The sequence below is a fragment of the Ruania suaedae genome (assembly GCF_021049265.1).
Lineage (GTDB): Bacteria > Actinomycetota > Actinomycetes > Actinomycetales > Beutenbergiaceae > Ruania > Ruania suaedae.
The window spans coordinates 929069-953345 of sequence record NZ_CP088018.1; the positions used below are offsets into that span (position 1 = coordinate 929069).

Annotated in this window: 26 protein-coding genes; 13 read left to right on the top strand and 13 right to left on the bottom strand. The window is 71.3% G+C overall.

Annotated features, from left to right (window positions below; all coding sequences use genetic code 11):
- Nucleotides 1-80: 80 nt before the first annotated feature.
- The 7 genes from LQF12_RS04185 to LQF12_RS04215 all read right to left on the bottom strand — a co-directional run bounded on the left by LQF12_RS04185 (nucleotide 81) and on the right by LQF12_RS04215 (nucleotide 7690).
- Complete coding sequence (locus LQF12_RS04185; protein WP_231055503.1) at nucleotides 81-1235, bottom strand: cysteine desulfurase family protein; 1155 nt, start codon at nucleotides 1233-1235, stop codon at nucleotides 81-83.
- Nucleotides 1236-1272: 37 nt separating this feature from the next.
- The gene (gene nadC, locus LQF12_RS04190) at nucleotides 1273-2142 is read right to left on the bottom strand and encodes a carboxylating nicotinate-nucleotide diphosphorylase (RefSeq protein ID WP_231054743.1); all 870 of its coding nucleotides are present in this window, start codon (nucleotides 2140-2142) and stop codon (nucleotides 1273-1275) included.
- Nucleotides 2139-3620: an L-aspartate oxidase gene (nadB, locus tag LQF12_RS04195; RefSeq protein WP_231054744.1), complete on the bottom strand. Its 1482-nt coding sequence runs from the start codon at nucleotides 3618-3620 to the stop codon at nucleotides 2139-2141. The genes nadC and nadB overlap by 4 nt, the downstream gene beginning before the upstream one ends.
- Nucleotides 3617-4903 carry a quinolinate synthase NadA gene (gene nadA / locus LQF12_RS04200; protein WP_231054745.1) on the bottom strand — a complete coding sequence of 429 codons (1287 nt, stop codon included), beginning with the start codon at nucleotides 4901-4903 and terminating at the stop codon, nucleotides 3617-3619. The genes nadB and nadA overlap by 4 nt, the downstream gene beginning before the upstream one ends.
- On the bottom strand, nucleotides 4900-5628 hold the full coding sequence (locus tag LQF12_RS04205; RefSeq protein ID WP_435531209.1) for an NUDIX hydrolase: 729 nt from the start codon (nucleotides 5626-5628) through the stop codon (nucleotides 4900-4902). The genes nadA and LQF12_RS04205 overlap by 4 nt, the downstream gene beginning before the upstream one ends.
- Nucleotides 5629-5741: 113 nt before the next feature.
- Nucleotides 5742-6434 carry a response regulator gene (locus LQF12_RS04210; protein ID WP_231054747.1) on the bottom strand — a complete coding sequence of 231 codons (693 nt, stop codon included), beginning with the start codon at nucleotides 6432-6434 and terminating at the stop codon, nucleotides 5742-5744.
- Nucleotides 6431-7690: a sensor histidine kinase gene (locus tag LQF12_RS04215; protein WP_231054748.1), complete on the bottom strand. Its 1260-nt coding sequence runs from the start codon at nucleotides 7688-7690 to the stop codon at nucleotides 6431-6433. The genes LQF12_RS04210 and LQF12_RS04215 overlap by 4 nt, the downstream gene beginning before the upstream one ends.
- 219 nt (nucleotides 7691-7909) lie before the next feature.
- Here LQF12_RS04215 and LQF12_RS04220 point away from each other — a divergent pair, with 219 nt between their 5' ends.
- The 8 genes from LQF12_RS04220 (at nucleotide 7910) to LQF12_RS04255 (ending at nucleotide 14416) form a co-directional block, all read left to right on the top strand.
- The gene (locus tag LQF12_RS04220; RefSeq protein WP_231054749.1) at nucleotides 7910-8809 is read left to right on the top strand and encodes a CPBP family intramembrane glutamic endopeptidase; all 900 of its coding nucleotides are present in this window, start codon (nucleotides 7910-7912) and stop codon (nucleotides 8807-8809) included.
- A 53-nt stretch (nucleotides 8810-8862) separates the two neighbouring features.
- A complete protein-coding gene (locus tag LQF12_RS04225; protein WP_231054750.1) occupies nucleotides 8863-9405 on the top strand; it encodes a SurA N-terminal domain-containing protein in 543 nt (180 codons plus the stop codon).
- A complete protein-coding gene (locus LQF12_RS04230; protein ID WP_231054751.1) occupies nucleotides 9402-10142 on the top strand; it encodes a nucleoside triphosphate pyrophosphohydrolase in 741 nt (246 codons plus the stop codon). Before LQF12_RS04225 ends, LQF12_RS04230 begins: the two co-directional genes overlap by 4 nt.
- Nucleotides 10143-10232: 90 nt before the next feature.
- Nucleotides 10233-11522 carry a phosphopyruvate hydratase gene (eno, locus tag LQF12_RS04235; protein ID WP_231054752.1) on the top strand — a complete coding sequence of 430 codons (1290 nt, stop codon included), beginning with the start codon at nucleotides 10233-10235 and terminating at the stop codon, nucleotides 11520-11522.
- Between the two features lie 111 nt (nucleotides 11523-11633).
- Complete coding sequence (locus LQF12_RS04240; RefSeq protein ID WP_231054753.1) at nucleotides 11634-12158, top strand: hypothetical protein; 525 nt, start codon at nucleotides 11634-11636, stop codon at nucleotides 12156-12158.
- Between the two features lie 78 nt (nucleotides 12159-12236).
- A complete protein-coding gene (locus tag LQF12_RS04245) occupies nucleotides 12237-12899 on the top strand; it encodes an FtsB family cell division protein (RefSeq protein ID WP_231054754.1) in 663 nt (220 codons plus the stop codon).
- 48 nt (nucleotides 12900-12947) lie between these two features.
- Nucleotides 12948-13412 (top strand): DUF501 domain-containing protein, encoded by a 465-nt coding sequence (locus LQF12_RS04250; RefSeq protein WP_231055504.1) that lies wholly within the window; start codon nucleotides 12948-12950, stop codon nucleotides 13410-13412.
- Between the two features lie 56 nt (nucleotides 13413-13468).
- Nucleotides 13469-14416 carry a Ppx/GppA phosphatase family protein gene (locus LQF12_RS04255; RefSeq protein WP_231054755.1) on the top strand — a complete coding sequence of 316 codons (948 nt, stop codon included), beginning with the start codon at nucleotides 13469-13471 and terminating at the stop codon, nucleotides 14414-14416.
- On the opposite strand, the gene LQF12_RS04260 is transcribed toward LQF12_RS04255, so the two are convergent.
- Both LQF12_RS04260 and LQF12_RS04265 read right to left on the bottom strand, forming a co-directional pair.
- Nucleotides 14413-15858, bottom strand: a complete 1446-nt coding sequence (locus tag LQF12_RS04260) for a sugar porter family MFS transporter (protein ID WP_231054756.1) — start codon at nucleotides 15856-15858, stop codon at nucleotides 14413-14415. The genes LQF12_RS04255 and LQF12_RS04260 overlap by 4 nt on opposite strands.
- Nucleotides 15859-15973: 115 nt before the next feature.
- Complete coding sequence (locus LQF12_RS04265) at nucleotides 15974-16342, bottom strand: VOC family protein (RefSeq protein ID WP_231054757.1); 369 nt, start codon at nucleotides 16340-16342, stop codon at nucleotides 15974-15976.
- 145 nt (nucleotides 16343-16487) lie between these two features.
- Between LQF12_RS04265 and LQF12_RS04270 the strand changes: the two genes are divergently transcribed.
- The 3 genes from LQF12_RS04270 to LQF12_RS04280 all read left to right on the top strand — a co-directional run bounded on the left by LQF12_RS04270 (nucleotide 16488) and on the right by LQF12_RS04280 (nucleotide 18508).
- On the top strand, nucleotides 16488-17612 hold the full coding sequence (locus tag LQF12_RS04270; protein ID WP_231054758.1) for a GuaB3 family IMP dehydrogenase-related protein: 1125 nt from the start codon (nucleotides 16488-16490) through the stop codon (nucleotides 17610-17612).
- A 105-nt stretch (nucleotides 17613-17717) separates the two neighbouring features.
- Entirely contained in the window at nucleotides 17718-18188 is a 471-nt protein-coding gene (locus LQF12_RS04275; RefSeq protein ID WP_231054759.1) for a nucleotidyltransferase domain-containing protein, read from the top strand.
- Complete coding sequence (locus tag LQF12_RS04280) at nucleotides 18185-18508, top strand: HepT-like ribonuclease domain-containing protein (RefSeq protein ID WP_231054760.1); 324 nt, start codon at nucleotides 18185-18187, stop codon at nucleotides 18506-18508. The genes LQF12_RS04275 and LQF12_RS04280 overlap by 4 nt, the downstream gene beginning before the upstream one ends.
- A gap of 76 nt (nucleotides 18509-18584) precedes the next feature.
- Here the strand turns inward: LQF12_RS04280 and LQF12_RS04285 are convergent, their stop codons facing one another.
- Entirely contained in the window at nucleotides 18585-18986 is a 402-nt protein-coding gene (locus tag LQF12_RS04285; protein ID WP_231054761.1) for a DUF1304 domain-containing protein, read from the bottom strand.
- Nucleotides 18987-19037: 51 nt separating this feature from the next.
- On the opposite strand from LQF12_RS04285, the gene LQF12_RS04290 reads away from it, so the two are divergent.
- Entirely contained in the window at nucleotides 19038-19223 is a 186-nt protein-coding gene (locus LQF12_RS04290) for a hypothetical protein (RefSeq protein ID WP_231054762.1), read from the top strand.
- Between the two features lie 115 nt (nucleotides 19224-19338).
- Here the strand turns inward: LQF12_RS04290 and LQF12_RS04295 are convergent, their stop codons facing one another.
- Nucleotides 19339-19572, bottom strand: coding sequence for a ribbon-helix-helix domain-containing protein (locus LQF12_RS04295; protein WP_231054763.1), 234 nt, complete (start codon nucleotides 19570-19572; stop codon nucleotides 19339-19341).
- A 139-nt stretch (nucleotides 19573-19711) separates the two neighbouring features.
- Here LQF12_RS04295 and LQF12_RS04300 point away from each other — a divergent pair, with 139 nt between their 5' ends.
- Nucleotides 19712-21103 (top strand): class II fumarate hydratase, encoded by a 1392-nt coding sequence (locus LQF12_RS04300; protein WP_231054764.1) that lies wholly within the window; start codon nucleotides 19712-19714, stop codon nucleotides 21101-21103.
- A gap of 54 nt (nucleotides 21104-21157) precedes the next feature.
- On the opposite strand, the gene pepN is transcribed toward LQF12_RS04300, so the two are convergent.
- Together pepN and LQF12_RS04310 are read right to left on the bottom strand one after the other, a co-directional pair.
- Nucleotides 21158-23701 carry an aminopeptidase N gene (gene pepN, locus LQF12_RS04305; protein WP_231054765.1) on the bottom strand — a complete coding sequence of 848 codons (2544 nt, stop codon included), beginning with the start codon at nucleotides 23699-23701 and terminating at the stop codon, nucleotides 21158-21160.
- 77 nt (nucleotides 23702-23778) lie between these two features.
- A complete protein-coding gene (locus LQF12_RS04310) occupies nucleotides 23779-24270 on the bottom strand; it encodes a GNAT family N-acetyltransferase (RefSeq protein ID WP_231054766.1) in 492 nt (163 codons plus the stop codon).
- Between the last annotated feature and the right edge of the window lie 7 nt (nucleotides 24271-24277).

The following is a 24277-nucleotide window of genomic DNA, read 5'->3' on the forward strand; positions in this document are numbered from 1 at the left end:
TGCCGCGAGTTGCCTCGAATCGTCGCTTCGACGCCGGACCAAGCGACGATTCGCGGCAACTCGCCGGGCCCGTCAGCGAGTTAGCTCCCGACGGCGGCCACCGCCTCGGCCACCAGCGCCGCCACCTGCTCCAGCTCGGCCGGCGTCACGTCCTGCCCCGCGGTGAAGCGCACGGACGTCTGCGCGACCTCGGCCTCGATCCCGCACGCGAGCAGCACGTGCGAGGCCTCGTCGGACCCCGCGGCGCAGGCCGACCCGCTCGAGCTGATCACCCCGCGCCGTTCCAGCTCCAGCAGCACCGCCTCGCCCGAGACCCCGGGGAAGCAGAAGGAGGCATGGTTCGGCAGCCGCCCGACGGCGGAGGTCGCCTCTCGTTGCGAGGCCCCCTGCTGCGAGCCCGCCCGGGCGGGCGGGACGCCGGTGAGCTGCGCCGTCGGCACCTGCTCGAGAATCTCGGCGGTGAAGGCGGCCATGGCGGGCCCGAGACCGGCCGCCCGCTCGGCCCGCTCGGACTCGACGCGCGCCAGCGCCACCCCGAGCGCCACCGCCCCGGCCACGTTCTCAGTACCGGAGCGGCGCTCGCGTTCCTGCCCGCCGCCGTGCAGCACCGGCTCCACGGCGAGGCGTCCACGCAGGAACACGGCGCCGATGCCCTTGCCGGCACCCACCTTGTGCCCGGAGATCGACAGCGCGTCCACGCCGAGTGCGCTCACGTCGAGGTCGAGCCATCCGGCGGCCTGCACCGCGTCGGTGTGCACCAGTGCGCCCACCTCGTGGGCGAGGCCGGCCAGGGCGCGGATGTCCTGCACGGTGCCGATCTCGTTGTTCGCCAGCGCGATGCTCACCAGCGTGGTGTCCGCGCGCAGCACCTCACGCAGCGCCTCGGGTGCCACCACGCCCGCCTCGGTCACCGGCACAAGAGACACCTCGAAGCCGTGCACGCGCGCCAGGTAGTCGACCGAGGCCAGCACCGCCTCGTGCTCGATCCCCGCCGTCACCACGTGCCGGCCGCGCGGGTTCGCCAGCGCGAGCCCCTTGATCGCGAGGTTCGCACCCTCGGTCCCACCGGAGGTGAACGTCACCTCGCTCGCCCGGCAGCCCAGCACGCCGGCCACCGATCGCCGCGCCTCCCGCAGCCCGGCCGCAGCCCGCTCACCGAGGGAGTGCTGGCTGGAGGGATTGCCGAACTCCCCGGTCAGGTAGGGCCACATCGCCTCCAGCGCCTCCCGGCGCATCGGAGCGGTAGCGGCGGCGTCGAGGTACAGCGCCACCTCAGACCCCGCCGGCCACGTGCACGTCGAGCCCCAGGTCGAGGGCCGGCGCCGAGTGCGTCAGCGCCCCCACGCTGATCACGTCCACGCCGGTCCCGGCGATCGCGCGCACGGTCTCCAGCCGCACGGTGCCCGAGGCCTCCACAATCGCCCGCCCGGCCACCAGCTCCACGCCGGTGCGCAGGTCGGCGAGGCTGAAGTTGTCCAGCATGATCGTGTCCACGCCCGCGGCCAGAACCGGCTCGATCTGCTCAAGGCGGTCCACCTCCACCTCCACGTGCACGGTGTGCCCGAGGCGCTGCTTCGCGGCCCGGATGGCCTCGGTCACCCCGAGCCCGGCCTCCCGCGCCACCGCGAGGTGGTTGTCCTTGACCATCACGGCATCGGAGAGGGAGAAGCGGTGGTTCGACCCGCCGCCGGCCAGCACGGCGTGCTTCTCCAGCGCGCGCAGCCCGGGGGTGGTCTTGCGGGTGTCGGCGATGCGCACCCCCGTCCCGGCGACGGCGTCCACGAACGCCGCCGTGAGCGTGGCGGTGCCGCACAGGCGCTGCAGGAAGTTCAGTGCGACCCGCTCGGCCCGCAGCACGGCCCGGGCCGGCCCGCTCGTCTCGGCGAGCACCTCGCCGGCGCGGAAGCGGGCGCCGTCGTGGGTGTGCCAGGTCAGGGTGGCGCCGGCCTGCGCGAAGGCCTCGGTGGCCACGTCCGCCCCGGCCAGGGTGCCGTCGATGCGGGCGGTGAGCTGCGCCCTCGCGATCGCCGACGGCGGGACGAACGCCCCGCCGGTGAGGTCGCCCCAGGGGGCGTCCTCGGCGAGGGCCGCGCGCACGAGCTCGCTCACGTGCGCGGGGTCGAGGGCGGGCAGCCAGGTCATGAGGCGGTCTCCAGGACGCGGGCGTCGTCGGTGCGGAAGTGGGCTCCGGCGGAGCGGGTGCGGGCCCGGGCGGCCCGGGCCATGAGGCGGGCCGCCAGCAGCAGGTTCGCGGTCTCGTGCTCGGCCACGGTGGCGGGTGCCGGTTCGCCGGACCAGCCGGCCAGTCGGGCCTCGGTCGCGGCGAGGCCGGCGTCGTCGCGGCCCAGGCCCACGCCCTCCCAGACGGCCTGTTGCAGCTCGTCGCGGGTGCAGCGGGCGGAGGTCGCCCGCACGGTTCGGTCGTTCTGGTCCTCGACAGGCTTACCGGCGTGCTCGAACGGGCCGTCGCTCAGCGCGAGCGCCGCTCGATGCCCGAACACCGCGCCCTCGAGCAGGGAGTTGGAGGCGAGCCGGTTCGCGCCGTGCACACCCGTGCGTGCGACCTCCCCGACGGCGTACAGGCCCGGCAGCGAGGTGCGCCCCGCCAGGTCCGTGGCCACCCCGCCCATCCAGTAGTGCGCGGCCGGGGTGATCGGGACCGGCTCGTGCGCCCAGTCCAGTCCGGCGGCCCGGACGGCGGCGTCGATGCTGGGAAAGCGGGTGGCGAGCCGGTCACCGAAGGCGGTGGCGTCCAGGAACACCGGCGCACCGGTCTCACGCATCCGGTCGGCCACCCCGCGGGCCACCACGTCGCGCGGGGCGAGCTCGGCGTCGGGGTGGACCGCGAGCATGAACCGTTCGCCGGTGTGGTCACGCAGCACCGCGCCCTCCCCGCGCACCGCCTCGGAGATGAGGAAGTTCCCGGGCAGGGCCAGCGTGGTGGGGTGGAACTGGTAGAACTCCAGGTCGGCGAGCACGGCGCCGGCACGCGCCGCGAGGGCCACCCCGTCGGCCGTGGCCACCTCGGGGTTGGAGGTGTAGGGGTACAGCTGCCCGGCCCCGCCGGTGGCGAGCACGACGGCGTCGGCCGTGATGTCCTCCCCGGCCCCGCCGGAGGTGAGGGTGCGCACCCCGCGCACGCGGCCGCCGTCGGTGATCAGCGCCGTGACCAGGGTGTGCGGGCGCACCTCGATACCCCGGCCGGTCACCGCGCGCAGCAGCGCCTCGGCGATGCCGGCACCGGTGGCATCCCCGCCGGCGTGCAGGATCCGCGCCACCGAGTGGGCGGCCTCCAGCCCGCGGGCCAGGCCGCCGGCGGGGGAGCGGTCGAAGGGCACGCCGGCGGCGATGAGGTCGGCGATCCGGTCCGGCCCGTCGGCGCACAGGGCCCGCACGGCCGCGGCATCGCACAGTCCGGCGCCCGCGGTGAGGGTGTCGGCCACGTGCGCGGCGATGCTGTCACCCGCGGGGTCGGTGACCGCGGCGATGCCGCCCTGGGCGGCGAAGGTGTTGGACGCCGTCGGCTCGGCCTTGGTCAGCACCAGCACGTCCTCGGGGCGCGGGTGGGCCAGCGCGCACACGAGCCCGGCGATGCCGGTGCCCACGATCACGGTGGTCATCGCGCGGCCCGGGGCTTGGTGGCGAGCATCCGCTCCAGCGCCACCCGCGCCGGCTCGGTGACGTCGGCGGGTACCTGGATCCGGTTGACTATCTCGCCGGCCACCAGCGACTCCAGCACCCAGGCGAGGTAGCCGGGGTGGATGCGGTACATGGTCGAGCACGGGCACACCACCGGGTCCAGGCAGAAGATCGTGTGCTGCGGGTACTCGGCCGCCAGGCGCTGGACCAGGTTGATCTCGGTGCCGATGGCGAAGGTGGTCGGCTCGGTCGCGGCGGCGATCGTCTTGGTGATGTAGTCGGTGGAACCAGCGGCATCCGCTGCGTCCACCACCGGCATCGGGCACTCGGGGTGCACGATCACCCGGACCCCGGGGTGCTCGGCCCGGGCGGCCTCGATCTGGGCCACCGTGAAGCGGCGGTGCACCGAGCAGAAGCCGTGCCAGAGCACCACCTGAGCGTCGAGCATCGCCTGCTCGTCGTTGCCGCCGAGGGGCTTATTCGGGTTCCACATCGGCATCTGCTCCAGGCCGATGCCCATCGCCTTGGCGGTGTTGCGGCCCAGGTGCTGGTCGGGGAAGAACAGCACCCGCTGGCCTCGTTCGAAGGCCCACTCCAGCACGGTGGCGGCGTTGGAGGAGGTGCACACGATGCCGCCGTTGCGCCCGCAGAATCCCTTGAGCGCGGCGGAGGAGTTCATGTAGGTGACGGGGATGATCGACTGGCGCCCGTCCTCGGCCGTGGGCCCGTAGAGGTCCATCAGCTGTTCCCAGCACTCCTCGACCTGGTCGATGTCGGCCATGTCGGCCATCGAGCAGCCGGCGGCGAGGTTGGGCAGGATCACGGCCTGGTCGGGCTCGGAGAGCATGTCGGCGGTTTCGGCCATGAAGTGCACGCCGCAGAACACGATCGCCTCGGCCTCGGGCCGGGTGAGGGAGGCGTTGGCGAGCTGGAAGGAGTCGCCCACGAAGTCGGCGTGGGCGATGATCTCGTCGCGCTGGTAGAAGTGGCCGAGGATCACCACCTTCTCGCCGAGGGTGTCCTTGGCGGCCCGGATGCGCGCGTGCAGGTCCTCGGTGGAGGCGTCCTTGTACTCCTGCGGGAGCTCGCCCTGGCGGGGTGCGGCGGCGGGGATCTCATCGGCCATGGAGGCGCCCGGGCCGTAACCCGGCTGGGGGTCGAACGCCCAGGGCCCCTCGGCGAGTTCGGGGGAGCAGGTGCTCCCGGAGGCGTTGCCGGTGCTGATCAGCTGGATCCGGGTGTCGACGGAGGCGGTCTGGCTCATGAGTCGCTCCTAGCGGCGAGTTCGGGGCGGGCCAGTGGCCCGAGGTCGACCGGCGGGATCGCCGTGTCGTAGCGGTAGAGACGGGCAGGGCGGTGGCGCCCGCCGGTGCGGAAGGAGTCGGTGGGCACGACGGCGGCGCTCGCCTCCACCTGCCGGCGGAAGTTCGCCGGGTCGAGGGTGCGGCCCAGCACCAGTTCGTGGACCTCGCGCAGCTCCTTGAGGGTGAAGGTCTCGTCGAGGAAGGCGTGCGCGATCCGGGAGTACTCGACCTTGGTCCGGAGCCGCCAGAGGGCGTAGTCGACGATGAGGTTGTGGTCGAAGGCGAGGTCGGGGAGGGTGTCGGCCGCCAGCCAGCGCACGTTCTGCCCGACGCGGGCGCCGGCCGCCTCCTCCTGACCCACCAGCGCCCAGTAGACGATGGAGACCACCCGCTCGTGATCGTCCGGTGACCCGGAGCGGTCCAGGTCACCGAAGGCGTAGAGCTGCTCGAGATAGGCGGGGCGCAGCCCGGTGGTCTCCTCGAGGGTGCGTGCTGCGGCGTCGGCCAGGCCCTCGCTCCCGCGCAGCGGTCCGCCAGGCAGGGCCCAGTAGCCGTCGTAGGGCTCGCGCACCCGGCACACGAGGGGGAGCGAGAGGACGTGCCGAGGGGTGTCGGCGCCGGTGCGGACGGAGCGTCGATCGGGCTCGCGCAGGGCAAAGATCACGGTGGAGACAGCGAGTTGCACCGGGGTCCTCCCCACCGGTCGGCGACCTTCTTCGACTTAAGAGTACACCCGACCTGTACTCTGGAGGACAGTTAAGGTCAGAAAGTCAATAACACGCGTCTGCGACGCGCAGGTCAGATCTGGCGCTCGAGGATGCGCAGCGCGAGCTGCACGCGGTTCGTGACGTGCAGCTTCTCGAACAGGTGCCCCAGGTGGGTCTTGACCGTGGTGGTGCTGACGTACATCGCCTCGGCGATCTCGGAGTTCGTCAGCCCTTGCGCCACGAACCTGCCGACCTCCCACTCCCGTGGCGTGATCTGTGCTGGTGGGGTGCTGTCCCGGTCGTGCGTGGAGTCCGTCTCCGAGGCTCGGTCGGTGGCCGCGGCCAGTGCCACCAGCCGGGTCAGCACCGCGGGCGAGAACTGCGACTGACCACTCGCGGCATCATGGATCGCTGCGAGGACCGTCTCCGGGTGGGAGTCCTTCAACAGGAACGAGACCGCGCCCGCCCGCAGCGCCTCGAGCAGATGGTCCTCGGTGTCATAGGCGGTCAGCATGATCACCTGGGCACGAGTGCCTGCCTCGCGGAGGTGCCGGGTGGCCTCCAGCCCGCTGCAGCCGGGCATACGGATGTCCATGAGCACGACGTCGGGGTCCAGGGCCTGCGCCTGCGCGAGCGCTGTGGAGCCATCGGCTGCCTCGCCGACCACGGTGATGCCTTCGACCCCGTCGACCATGAGCCGTAGCCCGGACCGCATCAGGGCTTCGTCGTCGGCGATCAGGACGCGCACCGGCGGCGGCTCCGACACCGGCTGGTGCGGGCTCATGCGGTCCACGGGATGCATACCTCCACCTCGAACAGCCCCTGCGCGGTACGGGCCCAGGACGCCGATCCGCCCAGCATGCGGGCGCGTTCGGCCACACCGACCAGACCGAGTCCGGTGCCGAGCCGGGCGGGATCGGCGCGAACGGCCGGGTTGGACGCTCGCAGGATCAGTTCCGTGCTGGTGCGTTCGACCGTGATCTCCACCGGCGCCCCGGCCGCGTGCCTGCGCGCGTTCCTCAGCAACTCGGCACAGATCCGGGCCACGGACACCGCCGTCGCCGGCGAACGGTCCTGCAGCCGCGCGGCCGTGACACCTCGCCACCGCACCCTCACCCGCTGACCGTCGGCGCCCGCCGCCGCGGCGAGCTCGTCGATCGAGGAGGCCGTCGGCAGGGGCGAGTCGTCCGCGCTGTCGATCCCGGCACTTTCGCTCGTGCGGAGCGTCGAGAGCACCTCGCGCAACACCGCGTTGGCTTCGCCCGCGCACTCGTGGACGGTGCGTGCGGCCGCCCGCACCTGCTGCGGGGAGAGGTCGTCGCGATAGGACAACGCCGCGGCGTGCATCGAGATGAGCGAGAGGTGGTGGGAGAGGGAGTCGTGCATGTCCCGGGCGATCGCCCGGCGCTCATCGGCCCGCGCCTGCGCCACGGACGCGTCGCGTCCCTGAGCTGTGGCCCGCCGTTCGCCCTCGGCTGCCGCCGCCTGTTCACGCAGGGAGGTCATCAGCGCCGCCCGCGTGCCCCGGGCGCGCCCCCACAGCAGTGCCGCGGCTGTCACGGCGCCGACCATCACGACCGCGGCGAGGGTGAGAGCCCCGTCCAGCGGCTGCCCGCCCAGGTGCGCGGTGAGCCACGCCATCCCCAGCGATCCCGTGAGCATGATCGCCACGACGGCGCCGTCCCAGGCGCGCGAACGGCGCGTCCCGATCCGTACCGCGGCCAGCAGCCCCGCCGGAACAGCCCAGGTGCTCACACTGGCCGCGATCACCAGCAGCAGAGTGCCGGCCCGGGTGTGGCGCACCGGGCCCGCGGCGATGCCGGCGGTGAGGCCGACCAGGGCATCCACGATGATGACTGCGGTCAGGGCCCCGGGCAGGACGTCGTCGTTCTCCTCGAGAGTCATGCCGAGCGTCACGAGGAACGCCAGCGATCCGAGCACGCTGCACGCGGTGGAGACGGCGAGGGCGCGCAAGCCCTCGCGTGCTCCCGCGGCCGGCGGACGCGTGCCTGTCACCGTCGGCGCTACGGGCGTGGTCATCGCCCCATCGTAGGAACGCCGGCTCCCGGCCAGATCCCCCGAATGGAGGAGGTCGCGGTGCGGATCCGGGCCGATCGAACGATCCGTGCACGTCATGCGAGCAGTGAACCTGGGGCCATGACCACAACCTTGCCTGTGGCGGCACAGCCACCACGTTCGCCCGTTCCCTATCACCGGTTGACGCGGCTCGAGACGCGGACGGCGCGCTGGTGGCGTCCGGTGACGACACTCCTGCTCACCGCCGCCCTCTACGCCGGTTTCGTGGTGACCGCGGGACTGGCTCTGGTGCTGCTCGACCTGTTCGTCCCGGGGCTGCCGCAGCCCACCGACGCACTGGAGGACCCGCGAAATCCGGCCGACATGGCGATCGGTCTCGGCATGATCGCGGGCCTCGTCCCGGCCGTGGTGCTGGGTAGCCGGTGGGGCGGCGGGGGCCGTGGGCTCATTCACTCGGTGCTGGGGCGGATGCGATGGTCCCTCGTGCTGCGCGCCGGCGCGGTGGTGGTGCCGCTGTATGCCGTGGTCAATGCAGTGATGTTCCTGCTCGCCCCGCCCGGGGATGCCTCGATGCCATCGCTCGGATCCTCGCTGGTGGCCGTGGTGCTGGCGGCGTTGGTGCTGACGCCGTTGCAGTGCGCCGGGGAGGAGTACGCCTTCCGTGGGTTGCCGCAGCTCGCGCTGGGGACCTGGCTGCGCTCACCCCTGTGGGGCATCGTGCTTCCGGTCCCGTTCTTCGTGCTGGGTCACGGATACGACGCGGCGGGCCAGGTGCTCATCGGCGTTTTCGCGGTGTGTACCGGCTTTCTGGTGTGGAAGAGCGGAGGTCTGGAGCTGGCGATCGTGCTCCACACCGCCAACAACCTTCCGCTCGCGCTGATGGCACCGCTGAGTCCGTCGTCACTGCAGCAGGGGGAGGTGAGCCCCCTCTCCTTCACGGTCTCCCTCGCGCTGACGCTCGCTGCGACGGCGGGCCTGACCTGGTGGGTCTCGCGCATCCATGGGGTGCGTCTGGCCGAACCGGTGCGTGGCGTGGGGCGCGTCGACACCGCTCCCGGCGCGGCACAGTTCGTGGGTCTTTCGGGCCCGGGTCACGCACCGGGGGTCCGGGCTCTACGATAGATCTCGGCTGCCGAATCGAACCGCTGAAAGGGTCCGTGTCAATGACGTCCCGCTTGCGCAGAATCGCCGCACCCGCTGCGGTCGTGATGACCGCCGCCCTGTTCGCCTCCGGGTGCGCCGGGCAGCCCGGTGCGGCGGCCGTGGTGGACGGTGAGGCGATCACCGAGTCCGAGCTCACCGATGCCGCCACCACGCTGGAGCCGTTCCTGCAGGAGGGGGTGGCGCCCGCCGCGCTGCTGGGCGCGATGATCCAGGCGCCGGTGCTCGTGGACGTCGCCGCCGAGCAGGGGATCGGGTTCTCCGCCGACCAGGCGCGCGAGCAGCTGACCGCGAACGCGGAGGCCGGCGGCATCGAGGTGCCCGAGTCCTTCTCACCCGAGACGATGGAGCTGGCGCGGTACCTGTTCCTGGCGGGTCTGGTGAACCAGAGCCCCGACGCGCAGGCGATCAACGAGGAGGTCCTCGCCCGGCTCGCCGAGCTCGACGTCGAGGTCAGCCCGCGGTACGGCAGCTGGGACCCGACGCTCGCGCAGGGATCTCCGGTCCAGCCCGGCCAGCCGGAATGGATCGTGGCCCCGGCGCCCGAGCAGGCGTGAGCGAACCCGAGGCTGCGTCGGCAGATTCGTCCGGTTCGCCGGATTCGCCGGGTCTCGGTGCCCTGATCGAGGCCGTGGCGACGATGGACCGGCTCCGCTCCCCGGGTGGCTGCCCGTGGGACGCCGAGCAGACCCATGCCTCGCTCGCTCCCTATGCGGTGGAGGAGGCCCACGAGCTGGCCGAGGCGGCTGAGTCGGGCGACCGTGAGCATCTGATCGAGGAGCTCGGCGACGTCCTCCTGCAGGTGCTCTTCCACGCGCGGATCGGGTCCGAGGGCAGCTTGGGGGAGCCCTTCGACATCGACGACGTCGCACGCCGCCTCGTCGCGAAGCTCACCGCCCGGCACCCGCACGTGTTCACTGGGGGCACTGCCGGTTCTGCCGGCGATGAGGGCGGTGGCCGGCTGACGGCCGCGGACGTCAACCAGCAGTGGGACCGGCTCAAGGCCGACGAGAAGCAGCGCGAGTCCGTACTCGAGGGGATCCCGGTCAGCATGCCCGCGCTGGCGCGCACGCAGAAGGTGCTGCGCCGGGCCGCTCGTGCCGGCCTCGCGGTACCGGAGCCGGGCGAGGACGTGGGCGGACGGTTGCAGGCCGCCGTCGAGGCCGCCGAGGAACGAGGCCTCGACGCCGAGGCCGCCCTGCGGGCGCAGCTGCGAGTGATCGAGGACGGCGTGCGTGCCGCCGAGTCCGCGGCGGCGGCCGAGGGCCGGGAGGGCGATCCGCGCTCCCGCTGACGTGACGCCGCGGGAGAGCAGCCCTACTACAGTGGCTCCTGGAACGGCCGGTTCGCCGGCACCCCAGACAATCCAGCAGAAGGAGTCACTGTGGCCAGTATCGAGGCCGTCGGAGCACGCGAGATCCTCGACTCGCGTGGGAACCCGACCGTTGAGGTGGAGATCGCTCTGGAGGACGGCTCGTTCGCGCGCGCCGCAGTCCCCTCCGGTGCGTCCACCGGTGCGTTCGAAGCGGTGGAGCGTCGCGACGGCGACAGCGCCCGCTACCTCGGCAAGGGCGTGGAGAACGCCGTCGCCGCCGTCACCGAGACCATCGCGCCCGAGATCCTCGGCCTCGACGCCGCGGACCAGCGCCACCTCGACCAGACCCTGATCGACCTCGACGGCAGCCCGAACAAGGGCAAGCTCGGCGCGAACGCCATCCTCGGCGTCTCCCTCGCCGCGGCCCGCGCCGCCGCCGAGAGCGCTGACCTCTCGCTCTTCCGCTACATCGGTGGCCCGAACGCGCACGTGCTGCCCGTGCCGATGATGAACATCCTCAACGGTGGCTCGCACGCCGACTCCAACGTCGACATCCAGGAGTTCATGATCGCCCCCGTGGGCGCGAGCTCGTTCAAGGAGGCGCTGCGCTGGGGCGCGGAGGTCTACCACGCCCTGAAGTCGGTGCTGAAGGAGCGTGGCCTGGCCACCGGGCTCGGCGACGAGGGCGGCTTCGCGCCGAACCTGGAGAGCAACCACGCCGCGCTCGACCTCATCATCGAGTCGATCGAGAAGGCCGGCTACACCCCGGGCGACCAGATCTGCCTCGCCCTGGACGTAGCCTCCACGGAGTTCTTCTCCGAGGGCACCTACCAGTTCGAGGGCCGCTCGATCAGCCCAGCCGAGCTGATCAGTTACTACGAGGACCTTGTGGCCAAGTACCCGCTGGTCTCCATCGAGGACCCGCTGAGCGAGGACGAGTGGGACTCCTGGTCCGAGCTCGTCGCCAAGATCGGCGACAAGGTCCAGATCGTCGGAGACGACCTGTTCGTCACCAACCCCGAGCGACTGGCCAAGGGCATCGAGACCAAGGCGGCGAACTCGCTGCTGGTCAAGCTCAACCAGATCGGCTCGCTGACCGAGACCCTGGACGCCGTCGAGCTCGCGCAGCGCAGCGGCTTCACCGCGATGGTCTCCCACCGCAGCGGTGAGACCGAGGACACCACGATCGCGGACCTGTCCGTGGCCGTGAACGCCGGTCAGATCAAGACCGGTGCACCCGCCCGTGGCGAGCGCATCAACAAGTACAACCAGCTGCTGCGCATCGAGGACGAGCTGGACGCGGCCGGCCGCTACGCCGGCAAGAGCGCCTTCCCGCGCTGGAGCCTCGGCACCGACTGACCCGGCCCCCGGGCCCAGCAGGCCCGGCTCGCGCGCAGACGGCAGGTGCTCACCGAGCACCTGCCGTCTCGTGCGAGGGGGCCGTGACGGTCGAGTTCATGGGAGTCATCGATGCTGATGGACATGCTCCTCATCGGGGCGTGGGCGCTCGCGACGCTCTGGGCCTGCGTTCTCGTCCACGAGGCCGGGCACTATCTCGCAGGCCTGGCCGCGGGCCTGTCCCCGCGGACCATGGCGATCCGCCTGAGGCGGCCGCCGCATGTTGCCCTGCGTGACGGCGACACCTGGCGCTCACCGGAGGAGCCGGAGTACGTCGAGGTGTTCCGGCGATCCGCGCCGTCCGGGTTCGCCGCGTGGCTGTTCGTCGCGGGCGGCTTCCTCGTGGAGACGGCGGTCGTGCTGCTCGCCGGAGTCCTCCTGCGCGGCGCCGGTGAGCTCTCCCTCGTCGTTGTCGCCACCAGCAGCGTGATGTTCGCGATCTACCTGGCCGGCGATGCTCTCGGCTCGGTCCGCCGCCGCCGTCCCCAGGGCGACGCCGGTGCCCTGTGGGCGATCCACCGGGGCGCGACGGCGGTGATGGTCCTGACGCTGACCGGGGTACGAGCCGCAGCGGTCGTCCTGGCTCTTCCTGGCTGAGGGCGCGCGCCGGCCGGTCCGGCGACGCGCGCTCGAGCGCTACGTCCGTTCTCGGGCGACGTGGGCGACCATAGGAACATGTCTGCCCGTCGACCGGCCGCGCCGCGTACCCGCGCGCCCGGCGACGGTGGGTCCAGCGGCAGCGCCACCCGCACGAACTCCCCCCGGACGTCCCCACCCCGCGCCGCCAGCGGCCGAGCCGGCAGCAGAGCCGGTGCCCCCGCGCGCTCACCCTCGACCCGTGCACCGGCACACCCTCGCGGCAAGTCCTCGCCGACACCCCCGAGAACGCGGCGCGGTGGGCGCAGCCGGCAGGGCGGCGCGGCAGCCGAGGAGCAGCGCGAACCGCGCCAGATCACCGTGCGGGGTCTGGTGCTGTTCGTGGTGGTCCTGATGGCGTTCATCGTGCTGGCCCCGACGCTGCGTGCCTACGTCTCGATGCAGGAGCAGAACCGCGATCTCGGCGCCCAGATCGCTGCGACCGAGGAGCGCAACGCCGAGCTCCAGGCGCAGATCGACCAGTGGAACGACCCGGTCTACATCCAGTCCCAGGCCCGGGACCGGCTCGGATTCGTGATGCCGGGCGAGACGCCGTACCGTGTGGTCGACCCCGAGACCGTGACCGGGGAGGAACCGGCAAGCGCCGAGGACGATCAGGGTCCGGTCTCCGTGCCCCCGACGGGCCCGTGGTACCTGACCGTGTGGGACTCGGTGCAGGTGGCCGGTGAGGTCGAGGACTGACGAGACGAGCGGAGCGCCGTGATCGAGGACACCCTGCGGCCCGGTGACATGGACGTGGTGGCCGAGCAGCTCGGCCGTACCCCCCGCGGCGTGGTGGCCGTGGCGGCCCGGTGCGTGTGCGGCCGGCCGCTGGTGGTCCGCACCCAGCCGCGCCTGGACGACGGCACCCCCTTCCCGACGTCGTTCTACCTCACCTCGCCCGGGGCGGTGGGCGCCGTCAGCACCCTCGAGGCGGAGGGCGTGATGCGGGAGATGACCGACCGGCTCGCGCAGGACGAGGAGCTCGCCGCCTCCTATCGCAGCGCGCACGAGGACTACCTGCGCCGGCGCTCCGATCTCGGCGAGGTCGCCGAGATCGAGGGGATCTCCGCCGGTGGGATGCCCACCCGGGTGAAGTGTCTGCACGTGCTGGTCGCCCACTCGCTCGCCGTGGGGCCCGGAATCAACCCGCTCGGCGACGAGACGCTGGCGCTGATCGCCCCTGTGTGGCGCCCGGACCGCTGCACCTGCTGAGCGGGTAGCAGGACCTGCGGGCTCCCGCACCGACCCGGACGTGGCAGGCTTGGACCGTGACTCGTGTGGCTGCCATCGACTGCGGAACCAACTCCATCCGACTGCTCATCGCCGACCGCTCCGCCGGCGTGCTCAGCGACGTGCTCCGCCGGATGGAGGTGGTCCGGCTCGGGCAGGGCGTGGACCGCACCGGTGAGTTCGACCCGATCGCGCTGGAGCGCACGCTCGAGGCCACCGGCCGGTACGCCGAGCTCTGCCGCGAGCACGGCGTCGAGGCAGTGCGGTTCGTCGCCACCTCCGCCACGCGCGATGCCCGCAACCGGCAGGTGTTCATCGACGGCGTCCGCGATGCCCTCGGGGTCGAGGTGGAGGTCATCACCGGGCACGAGGAGGCGGCGTTGTCCTTCGCCGGCGCCGTGAGCATCCTCGACGGCTCCGCCCCCGCCGACCGGCTCGTGGTCGACATCGGCGGCGGCTCCACCGAGCTGGTGCTGGGAGCCGGCGAGACCCCCGACGCCTCGATCTCCCTCGACATCGGCTGTGTGCGGATGACCGAGCGGCACCTGCACGAGGACCCGCCCACCCAGGCCCAGATCGCGGCCGCGGCGGCAGACGTGCGGGCGGCCCTGGACGAGGCCGCCGAGGTGGTGCCGCTCGTCCGGGTGGGCACGATCGTGGGCGTGGCCGGCTCGGTCACCACGGTGACCGCACACGCTCTCGGCCTGCCCAGCTATCAGCCGGACCGCATCAACGATTCGCGCCTGCCGATCGAGAAGGTCCGGGCGGCCTGCGCGGACCTGCTCGCGATGCCCCGCGCCGACCGGGAGGCACTCGGCTTCATGCATCCCGGCCGGGTCGACGTCATCGGTGGCGGCGCGCTGATCTGGGCGGAGGTCCTTGCCCGCGTGGCCGCCGAGGTCGAGTCCGCCGGCGGCGACCTGACCGAGGCCGTCACCAGCGAACACGACATCCTCGACGGCATCGCGCTGTCCGTGAGCGTTTAGCTCCGCTGCCGGCGCTCGACCTTGGCATCCTCCTGCATCGCCTCGAGCTCCATTCCCTTGGTCTCCGGGATCTTGCGCAGCACGAAGAAGAACGAGATCGCTGCCATCGCCGCGTAGATGCCGTAGGCGAGGGTCAGGCTCGTCTCAGACAGGGCCGGGAAGGTGGTGGAGACGGTGAAGTTCGCCAGCCACTGGGCTGCCGCTGCCACCGCGAGGGCACCCGCGCGTATCCGGTTCGGGAACATCTCGCCGAGCAGCACCCACACCAGCGGTCCCCAGCTCGCACCGAAGCCGACCACGAACAGGTTCGCCCCGACCAGGGCGACCATCGACCAGGGCTCGGGCAGCTCCGCCGTCTGGGAGCCGTCCGCACCCTCGGTCAGGGTGGCGAAGGAGAAGGCGAGCGCCATCGAGGCCAGTGAGACGGCCATCAGCACCGAGCCGGTGAGCAGGATCGGGCGGCGGCCCACCTTGTCCACCAGCAGGATGGCCACGATCGTCACCGCGATGTTGGTGACCGAGGTGATCACCGAGACGGTGAGTGCGTCGGACTCCTCGAAGCCCACCGAGCGCCAGAGGGTGGTGGAGTAGTAGAAGATCACGTTGATGCCGACGAACTGCTGGAACACCGAGAGCAGGATGCCCAGCCAGACGATCGGCTTCAGACCCAGCCGCGGACCGACCAGGTCCCGCAACGACTCCTTCTTCTCGGACTCCAGCGTGCCGCGGATCTCCTCGATCTTGAGGTTGACGTCGACTTCGCCGGTGAAGTCGTGCAGCACCTGGGAGGCCTTGTCGATGCGGTTGCGCGCGACCAGGAACCGGGGCGATTCCGGCAGGCGGAAGGCGAGCAGCCCGTAGACCAGCGCAGGGACGGCCTCGGCCATGAACATCCAGCGCCAGGCCTCCCGGCCCAGCCAGAACGGTTCGGCAGCACCGCCCGCCGCATTGGCGAGCATCGCGTCGGAGAGCAGCGCGGCGAAGATACCGGTGACGATGGCGAGCTGCTGGAGGGACCCGAGCCGCCCGCGTACCCGCGCCGGGGAGACCTCGGCGATGTAGGCCGGTGCGATCACCGACGCGGCACCCACGCCGAGGCCACCGATGACCCGCCAGACGATCAGGTCGACCACGCCGAAGGCGAGACCGGAGCCGATCGCGGAGACGAAGAAGAGCGCAGCCGCGATCACCATGGTCGGCACGCGCCCGAAGCGGTTGGAGACCGGGCCGGCGAACCAGGCACCGGCCGCGCAACCCAGGAGCGCGGAGGAGACCGCGAAGCCCTGCAGCCCCGGGTCGAGGTCGAACTCACCGGCGAGTGCATCAACGGCGCCGTTGATCACCGAGGTGTCGAAGCCGAACAGGAAGCCGCCGAGTGCTGCGGCGACGCAGATACCGATCACCCGCCCGTTCAGGCGTGGCGCCGCACTGGACGTGGCCATGTGTCCTCCCTCCGTGGGGCTCCCGGATCTCGGAATCCCTCGCCGAGACGCTACTGCCGTGAACCGGCACTCGCTCGGTGAGTGGTGCGCGCACCGGCGGTCCGGCCTGTGATCCTCAGGCCGAGGTCTCGGTGGTGCCTTCGTACAGCCCGATCGTGTTGCCGTCGGCGTCGGTGAAGATCGCCCACCAGCTCGTCTCGCTGATCGGTTCCTTGCCCCTCACCACCGTGCCGCCCAGCTGCGTGACCTTCGCCAGGGTCTCCTCGATCGAGTCGACCTCGACGTAGGAGCGTGGCTGGGTGAAGTTCTCCTCGCGTGGGGCCAGGCCCCCGCCGCTGATCTTGTTCGGTGCCTGCCACATGGGGTAGCCCTCGTAGCCGGGAATCTCGGCGATCTGCCAGCCGAAGAGCTCGCTGTAGAAGCGCGAGGCCGCTGGCATGTCGCTGACCGGGATGTCGATGTGGGTGATGTCGCCGTGCGGCATGACGTTCTCCTCCAGGACCGGGGCCGCGCCACCGTGGAGCGGCCCTCGGGGCAGAGTCTGGCACCGGGGGCCGACAGGCGGAAGACCCGCCGGGGATGGCCCCGCGTGGGCGTCGGGGCGGAGCACGGACGGTAACCTGCTGCGTGTGAGCAACGAGATCGAGATCGGCCGAGGCAAGCGGGGTCGCCGCGCCTACTCCTTCGACGACGTCGCCGTCGTGCCCTCCCGCCGCACGCGCGACCCCGAGGAGGTCTCGGTCGCCTGGCAGATCGACGCCTACCAGGTGGAGCTGCCGGTGCTGGCTGCTCCGATGGACTCGGTGATGAGCCCGCAGACCGCCATCGAGCTCGGCCGCCTCGGTGGCATCGGCGTGCTCGACCTGGAAGGGCTGTGGACCCGGTACGAGAACCCGGCCGAGCAGCTCGCCGAGATCGCCGAGCTCGACCCCGAGCACGCAACGGCGCGGATGCAGGAGATCTACGCCGCCCCGATCATGCCCGAGCTCATCACCGCCCGGCTGCAGGAGATCCGCGCGGCCGGGGTGACCGTGGCCGGCGCCCTCTCCCCGCAGCGCACCCAGGAGCACTGGCGCTCCGTGGTCGACGCCGGCGTGGACCTGTTCATCATCCGGGGCACGACCGTCTCCGCCGAGCACGTCTCCGGGAACGCGGAGCCGCTGAACCTCAAGCGCTTCATCTACGAGCTGGACGTGCCGGTCATCGTGGGCGGCGCGGCCACCTACACCGCGGCCCTGCACCTGATGCGCACCGGCGCGGCCGGCGTGCTGGTCGGCTTCGGCGGGGGAGCGGCGCACACCACCCGCCAGACCTTGGGCATCCACGCGCCGCTGGCGAGCGCCGTCGCGGACGTCGCCGCGGCCCGCCGGGACTACCTGGACGAATCCGGTGGCCGCTACGTGCACGTGATCGCCGACGGCGGTGTGGGCCGCAGCGGAGACCTGGTCAAGGCCATCGCCTGCGGGGCGGACGCCGTCATGCTCGGTGCGGCGCTCGCACGCGCCGAGGAGGCCCCGGGCCAGGGCTGGCACTGGGGCCCGGAGGCCCACCACCCGCAGCTCCCCCGCGGGGAGCGCGTGCACGTGGGGACCGTCGGTACCCTCGCCGAGATCCTCAACGGCCCGGGCAGCCGCGCGGACGGCACCCTGAACATGTTCGGCGCCCTGCGCCGAGCCATGGCCACCACCGGCTACTCCGACGTCAAGGAGTTCCAGCGCGTCGAGGTCGTCGTCTCCCCGTACACGCCGCGGTAGCGCCCGACGGCGGAGCCGGCCTCCCGTAGCGGCCCGTCAGCAGCGCTACGCAGGCGGTCGCCGGCGACAACGGACTCCGCATATAGCAATTGCTATAGTTGTGCCATGGTGGTCAGCTTGGTGGACGTGGCGCGTCATACCGATGAGGTCACGGCGCGGGCTCGTAGCGAGCTCGTTCGCGCGGTGCGGAAGGCCGCCGCGCAGGGCATGACGCAGACTGAGATCGCCCGGCAGATCGGTCGTAGCCAGCCTGAGGTGTCGCGGCTGGTGCGTTTTCACGGCACGTCCCCGTTGGCGCGCAAAGTGCGCCGGAACGCCGACCAGATTCGACAGCTCGTGGCCGAAGCCGGCGGCAGTCGGGTTCGGGTCTTCGGTTCGGTCGCTACGGGCGAGGATCAGGCTGATTCCGACGTGGACCTGCTGTTCCTGATGGAGGTGCCGCTGAGCCTCATGCAGCTGGGCCGGCTGGAGCGGCGACTCTCAGACCTGCTGGGCGTGCCGGTCGACCTCGTACCTGAGTCGGCACTCCGGCCCGACCTTCGTGAGAAGGTCATGTCCGAAGCAGCGGCATTGTGAGTCGCTCGACGACGGAGTTGCTACGCGAAGCGATCGTCCATCTCGAGTTGGTCGATGAGTACGCCGGTGGCGACCTGGACAACCAGCTGGTAATCGACGCCATCTGCATGAGGCTCTCGGCCGGGATCGAGGTGCTGGCTCGACTCGAGCCGGACCTGCGTGCCCGCCTGTTCGGCGACGATTGGCAGTTCATGTCGGGCATGCGCAATCGCATCGCTCACGGCTACGTACTAGTGGACCCCGACATCGTGCGGCAGACCATTGAGATCGACCTGCCAGGAATCCTCGATGTGATCAACCAAGAGCTCGCCGGCGCCTGATCTTTGCTGTCCGGCGCGGGCGAGTGGAGCAGTCGGCGGTCGCCCTCGCGCCCGACGGCGGGCCAAGCGTCCCGTATCAGCCCGCCAGCAGCGCCACGGTCAGCAGGACGACGCTCAGCGCCGGCAGCGCTCCCTGGACGGCGGCCGCTCGCGCCATCAGCCGGTTGCGCGTCACGAGCACCAGCGCTGCCAGCGTCATCGAGCCGGCGCCGGCGTACACGAGGGCCGGGCCGGCGCCCGCTGCGGCGCCGGCCAGGTCCGCTGCCGTCAGCACCACCCCGCACCCGGTCACGAGTGCCAGGAACAGGTTGTAGAAGCCCTGGTTGTACGCGAGCTCGGCGGTGGCGCGTGCCCGCTCCGGCGTCATCTTGAACGTGGCCCGGCCGCGCGGGGTGTCCCACGCGAAGACCTCGAGGGCGAAGATGCCCAGGTGCAGCAGTGCCGCCAGGGCGGCCAGCACCATCGCGATCGCAAGCATGAGCACACCCTAGGCCCGGGTGAGGCTTGCATGGCGGGCTACCGTCGAAAGATGTCCTCAGAAGAATCGGCGATGCTGACGGTGCTCTTCCTGGCTGTGCTGGTCGGGCTGCACTACTGGTCCAGGACGACCGACTTCCGCCGCAGGGGCAGCCGCGACGCGCGGGCGAGCGAGCCTTCGCCGCACCGCGAGGGTGCCGAACCACCGCCTCCCGCCGACGGCCGTCACGACGGGTGATTGCCGCGCGCGCCCTTCGTCGCCGCTCTCGAAGAGCAGGAACAGAGCGGCCAGTCGGCTTCCTGAACAGCGTCGTCTGCGAGCACTCCGTGCTTCAGGGCGCTGCCATGGACATTCACGCTGCGAAGCCGGCCAACGCCCTGCGGATAGCTTCCGATCGTGAGATGTGCTCGCGCTCGGCAATGGCATCGACCGCAGCGACCTCCTCGGCAGTGAGGCGTACCGCGACAACCTGCATCGGCTCGGCGCCACGCCCTGGACGACCGCGGCCGCGGCGCTTCATCGCCTCGACGTCGTACCCGGCCTCGGCCTCGTGAGCCCACTGCCGGATCTGCTCTTCGCTCACCATGACCAAAATCGTATGACGAAAAAGCCGTCAGCGGAAGCACCGACTCGAGGCGAGCACATGCGGACCGGGAGGACGGGCGCCATGGGCCCCAGGTGGAATACTGACGCCTGGCAGCGACCGGCCCGACCACGGAGCACTGATGACGCAGGAGATCGAGTACCGCATCGAGCACGACACGATGGGGGAGGTGAAGGTCCCGAAGAACGCGACCTACCGGGCCCAGACCCAGCGAGCCGTCGAGAACTTCCAGATCTCCGGCAGCGGGATCTCCCGGCACCACATCGCCGCGCTCGCCCACATCAAGCGCGCGGCCGCGCAGGCCAACGCCGAGCTCGGGGTGCTGGACCAGGCGCGCGCGGACGCGATCGGCGCGGCCGCCGACCGGGTGATCGCCGGCGAGTTCGACCATGACTTCCCGATCGACGTCTTCCAGACCGGGTCCGGCACGTCCTCGAACATGAACACCAACGAGGTCATCGCCACCCTCGCCTCCACCGATGCTCTCGACGTGCACCCCAACGACCACGTCAACGCCTCGCAGTCCTCCAACGACACCTTCCCGGCCTCGATCCACATCGCCGCCACCCAGGCCGTGATCGAGGAGCTGCTCCCTGGGCTGGAGACCCTCGCCACCTCCCTCGAGGCCAAGGCCCAGGAGTTCTCCGGCGTGGTCAAGGCCGGGCGCACGCACCTCATGGACGCCACCCCGGTCACCCTCGGCCAGGAGTTCGGCGGCTACGCCCAGCAGATCCGCAACGGCATCGAGCGGGTCAAGGCCGCGCTCCCGCGGCTGGCCGAGCTGCCGCTCGGTGGCACGGCCGTGGGCACCGGCATCAACACCCCGCCCGGGTTCGCCCCGCGGGTGATCGAGCTGATCGCCGAGCGCACCGGGCTGCCGCTGACCGAGGCCCCGAACCACTTCGAGGCTCAGGGTGCGCAGGACTCGCTGGTGGAGACCTCCGGCCAGCTGCGCACCATCGCGGTCTCACTGGTCAAGATCTGCAACGACATCCGCTGGATGGGCTCCGGCCCGCGCGCCGGCCTCGGGGAGATCGCACTGCCGGACCTGCAGCCCGGCTCCTCGATCATGCCCGGCAAGGTCAACCCCGTGATCCCCGAGGCCACGCTGATGGTCTCGGCGCAGGTGATCGGCAACGACGCGACCATCGCGTTCGCCGGCACCACGGGCTCGTTCGAGCTGAACGTGATGCTGCCGGTGCTGGCCCGCAACATCCTCGAGTCGATCACCCTGCTCGCGAACGCCTCCACCCACTTGGCCACCAAGTGTGTGGACGGTATCGCCGCCAACGAAGAACGGGCGCTGCAGCTGGCCGAGTCCTCACCCTCGATCGTGACCCCGCTGAACCGGCACATCGGCTACGAGGCCGCGGCGAAGATCGCCAAGCACTCGGTGGTCGAGGGCATGACCATCCGTGAGGCGGTCGAAGACCTCGGCTACGTCGAGCGCGGCGAGATCACCCCGGAGATCCTCGACCAGGCCCTCGACGTCTCCACGATGACCCACCCCTGAGCAGCAACGCACGACGCCGGGTGGCACCGTTCGGTGTCACCCGGCGTCTGCGTATCAGCGGTGGACGGCCTGCTGCGCCGTCAGCGCCCGCTGCATGTCATCCAGACCCTCGCGCACGAACCGCTTCGCGGACGGGTTCGCCGAGGAGGTCTCCAGCCACTGTGACACCCGCGCCACCGCGGCCTCGGAGGCCAGTACCAGCGGGAACATGTACGTCAGCGCCGTGGACGTGCGCTGCACGCCCTTCTCCTCCCACATCGTCTCCGCGGCGGTGAGGTAACGCTCGAGGTAGGGCTCGAGCAGCTCGGCCTGGCCGAGCGTGGCGAACCCGACGGCGATCTGACGCTGGGTCTCGTTCGGGACGTCGTCACGCTCGATCGCATCCCGCCAGGCGGTGGCCTTGGCCTCGGCGTCGGGGCGGACCGCCCGCGCCAGGGCTGCCCGCTCCTGACCGGAGATGGTGGCGTCGGCCTCCAGCTCGGCGGCGATCCGGTCCTCACCGGCGCGCCCGGTGCGGACCAGCCCGGTGAGCAGCGACCAGCGCAGGTCGGTGTCCACGGTCAGCCCCTCGAGCGGGCTGGACCCCTCGAGCAGGGCCTCGATCAGGTCCAGGCTCTCCGGCGTCTCGGCCCCACCGGCCAGCGCACGCGCGAAGCTGAGCTGGTGGTCGCTGCCCGGCGCCGCCTGCTGGAGCAGTTCGCGCAGGCCCGCCTCCCAGACCTCGCGCAGACCGTCGCGCAGGCTCGGGTGGGCGTACAGCTCGATCGCGGTGCGCACCGACCCGGTGAGCCGGGCGACCGCCGTCAGGTCGGTCTCGCTGCCCACACCGGCCAGCACGAGGTCCACGAAGGCCGAGACCGGGAGCTGAGCGTCGCGGGTCATGTCCCAGGCTGCCCCCCACAGCAAGGCGCGGGTGAGCGAGTCCGGCGCGTCCTGGATGTGGGCGACCGCGGTGGCCAGCGAGCGCTCGTCGAGGCGGATCTTGGCGTAGGTGAGGTCACCGTCGTTGAGCAGCAGCAGATCGGGCTGGGCCTTGCCGGCGAGCTCCTCGATCACGGTCGAGGCGCCGCGCACGTCGACCTCCACCCGCTCGCGCAGCGTGAGGGCACCCTCGCGCAGGTCGTACAGGCCGATGCCGATCCGGTGACGGCGCAGCGTGGGAAATTCCGCCGCGGCGCCCTGGCGCACGGTGAAGGTCTCGTAGGCTCCGCCGTCGGAGAGCGTGAACTCCGGGGAGAGGGTGTTCACCCCGGAGGTCTTCAGCCACTCATCCGCCCAGGGGCCCAGCTCCCGGCCGGAGGAGGCCTCCAGGGCCCGGAGCAGGTCGGCGAACTCGGTGTTGGAGAAGGCGTGCTCGGTGAAGTAGGCGCGCAGCCCGGCCAGGAACTCCTCCAGGCCCACCCAGGCCACGAGCTGCTTGAGGGTGGAGGCGCCCTTGGCGTAGGTGATCCCGTCGAAGTTGACCTCCACGGCCTCCAGGTCGTGGTTGTCCGCCGCGATGGGGTGGGTGGAGGGCAACTGGTCCTGCCGGTAGGCCCAGTTCTTGCGGGCGTTGGTGAAGGCGGTCCAGACCTCGGTGTACTCGGTGGCACTGGCCATCGCGTGGTGGGAGGCCCACTCGGCGAAGGACTCGTTCAGCCACAGGTCGTCCCACCACATCATCGTGACGAGGTCGCCGAACCACATGTGCGCCATCTCGTGCAGGATCGTGTTGGCGCGGTTCTGGTAGAAGGAGTGCGTCTGCCGCGACCGGGGCAGGTACTCGTCCCGGAAGGTGACGGCGCCGGCGTTCTCCATCGCGCCCATGTTGTACTCCGGCACGTACAGCTGGTCGTACTTGCCGAAGGCGTAGGGGACGCCGAAGGTCTCCTCGAAGAAGGCGAAGCCCTGCTTGGTGATGTGCAGCAGGGTCTCCACGTCCAGGTGCTCGGTCTGCGACTGGCGGCAGTAGTGGCCCAGCGGGATGGTCCCGTGCGCGCCCTGGTAGGAGTCGAGCACCTCGTGGTACTCACCGGCGATCAGCGCGGTGATGTAGGTCGACATCCGCTCCGTGGTCGGGAAGGCCCAGGTGGCGGTGCCTTCGCCGGCCGGGGTGGGCTGCGGGGTCGCGGCGTTGGAGATGACCCGCCACTGCTGCGGTGCGGTGACGGTGAAGGTGAACACCGACTTCAGGTCGGGCTGCTCGAAGGTGGTGTAGACGCGGCGGGCGTCCGGCACCTCGAACTGGGTGTAGGTGTAGACGCGCTGATCGGCCGGGTCCACGAACCGGTGCAGGCCCTCCCCGGTGCGGGAGTAGGGGAGCGTGGCCTCCACCCGCAGCTCGTTCTGCGCGGCCAGGTTCTCGAGCCGGATCCGGGAGTCGGCGTAGACATCCGCGGCCGCCAACTCGGTCCCGTTGAGCGTGATCCGGTGGATCTCGGCGCCCACCAGGTCGGCGAAGGTGGACCCTCCTGGCTGCGAGCAGGAGAACCGGATCACGGTGGTGCTGGCGAAGTGGGTCTCCGAACCGGTCAGGTCCAGATCGATGGCGTAGGAGTCGACGGAGAGGAGGGCGGCGCGGGTAGCGGCCTCGTCCCGGGTCAGATTGGTTCCAGGCATGAGCCGATCTTTCCATGACTCGGGCCGCCGCGCGCCGGTCAGTGCACGACTGCGGGGCGAGTCGTGCACCTCCAGGCTCAGGCGTGACGCAGCACCAGTTCGTCCACCACCCGCCCACGTGCCGCGTCGTAGCCCGATTCCTCACCCACATGGTGGAAACCGTTGCGGCGCAGGACCACCACGGCGGGCTTGTTGTGGCGCGGCACCCGGGCGATCATCGGGCGCACGGTGATCTCGTGGAGGAACTGCCCGAGCGCCTGGGTGGTGATGCCGCGGCCCCAGCAGGCCCGCTCGATCCAGAAGGAGACCCGGTGCTCGTCGGACACGGTGCGCTCGCGGATGTGGCCCACCACGCGGGCGCCGCCCTGCTCGGCGATCTCGATGGTGCGCACGTGCACGGACTCGTCGGCGCGCAGGTGGCGCCAGTGGGCGTCGAACCCCTGCCGGTCGTTCGGGTCCTCGAAGACCTCACCGGCCAGGGAGGCCGCCTGCGGATCGCGCAGCTGGGCGAAGAAGGCGTCCAGATCGCCATCCTGAACCGGACGCAACGTGACGTTCTGCTGGGACATCAGCGCA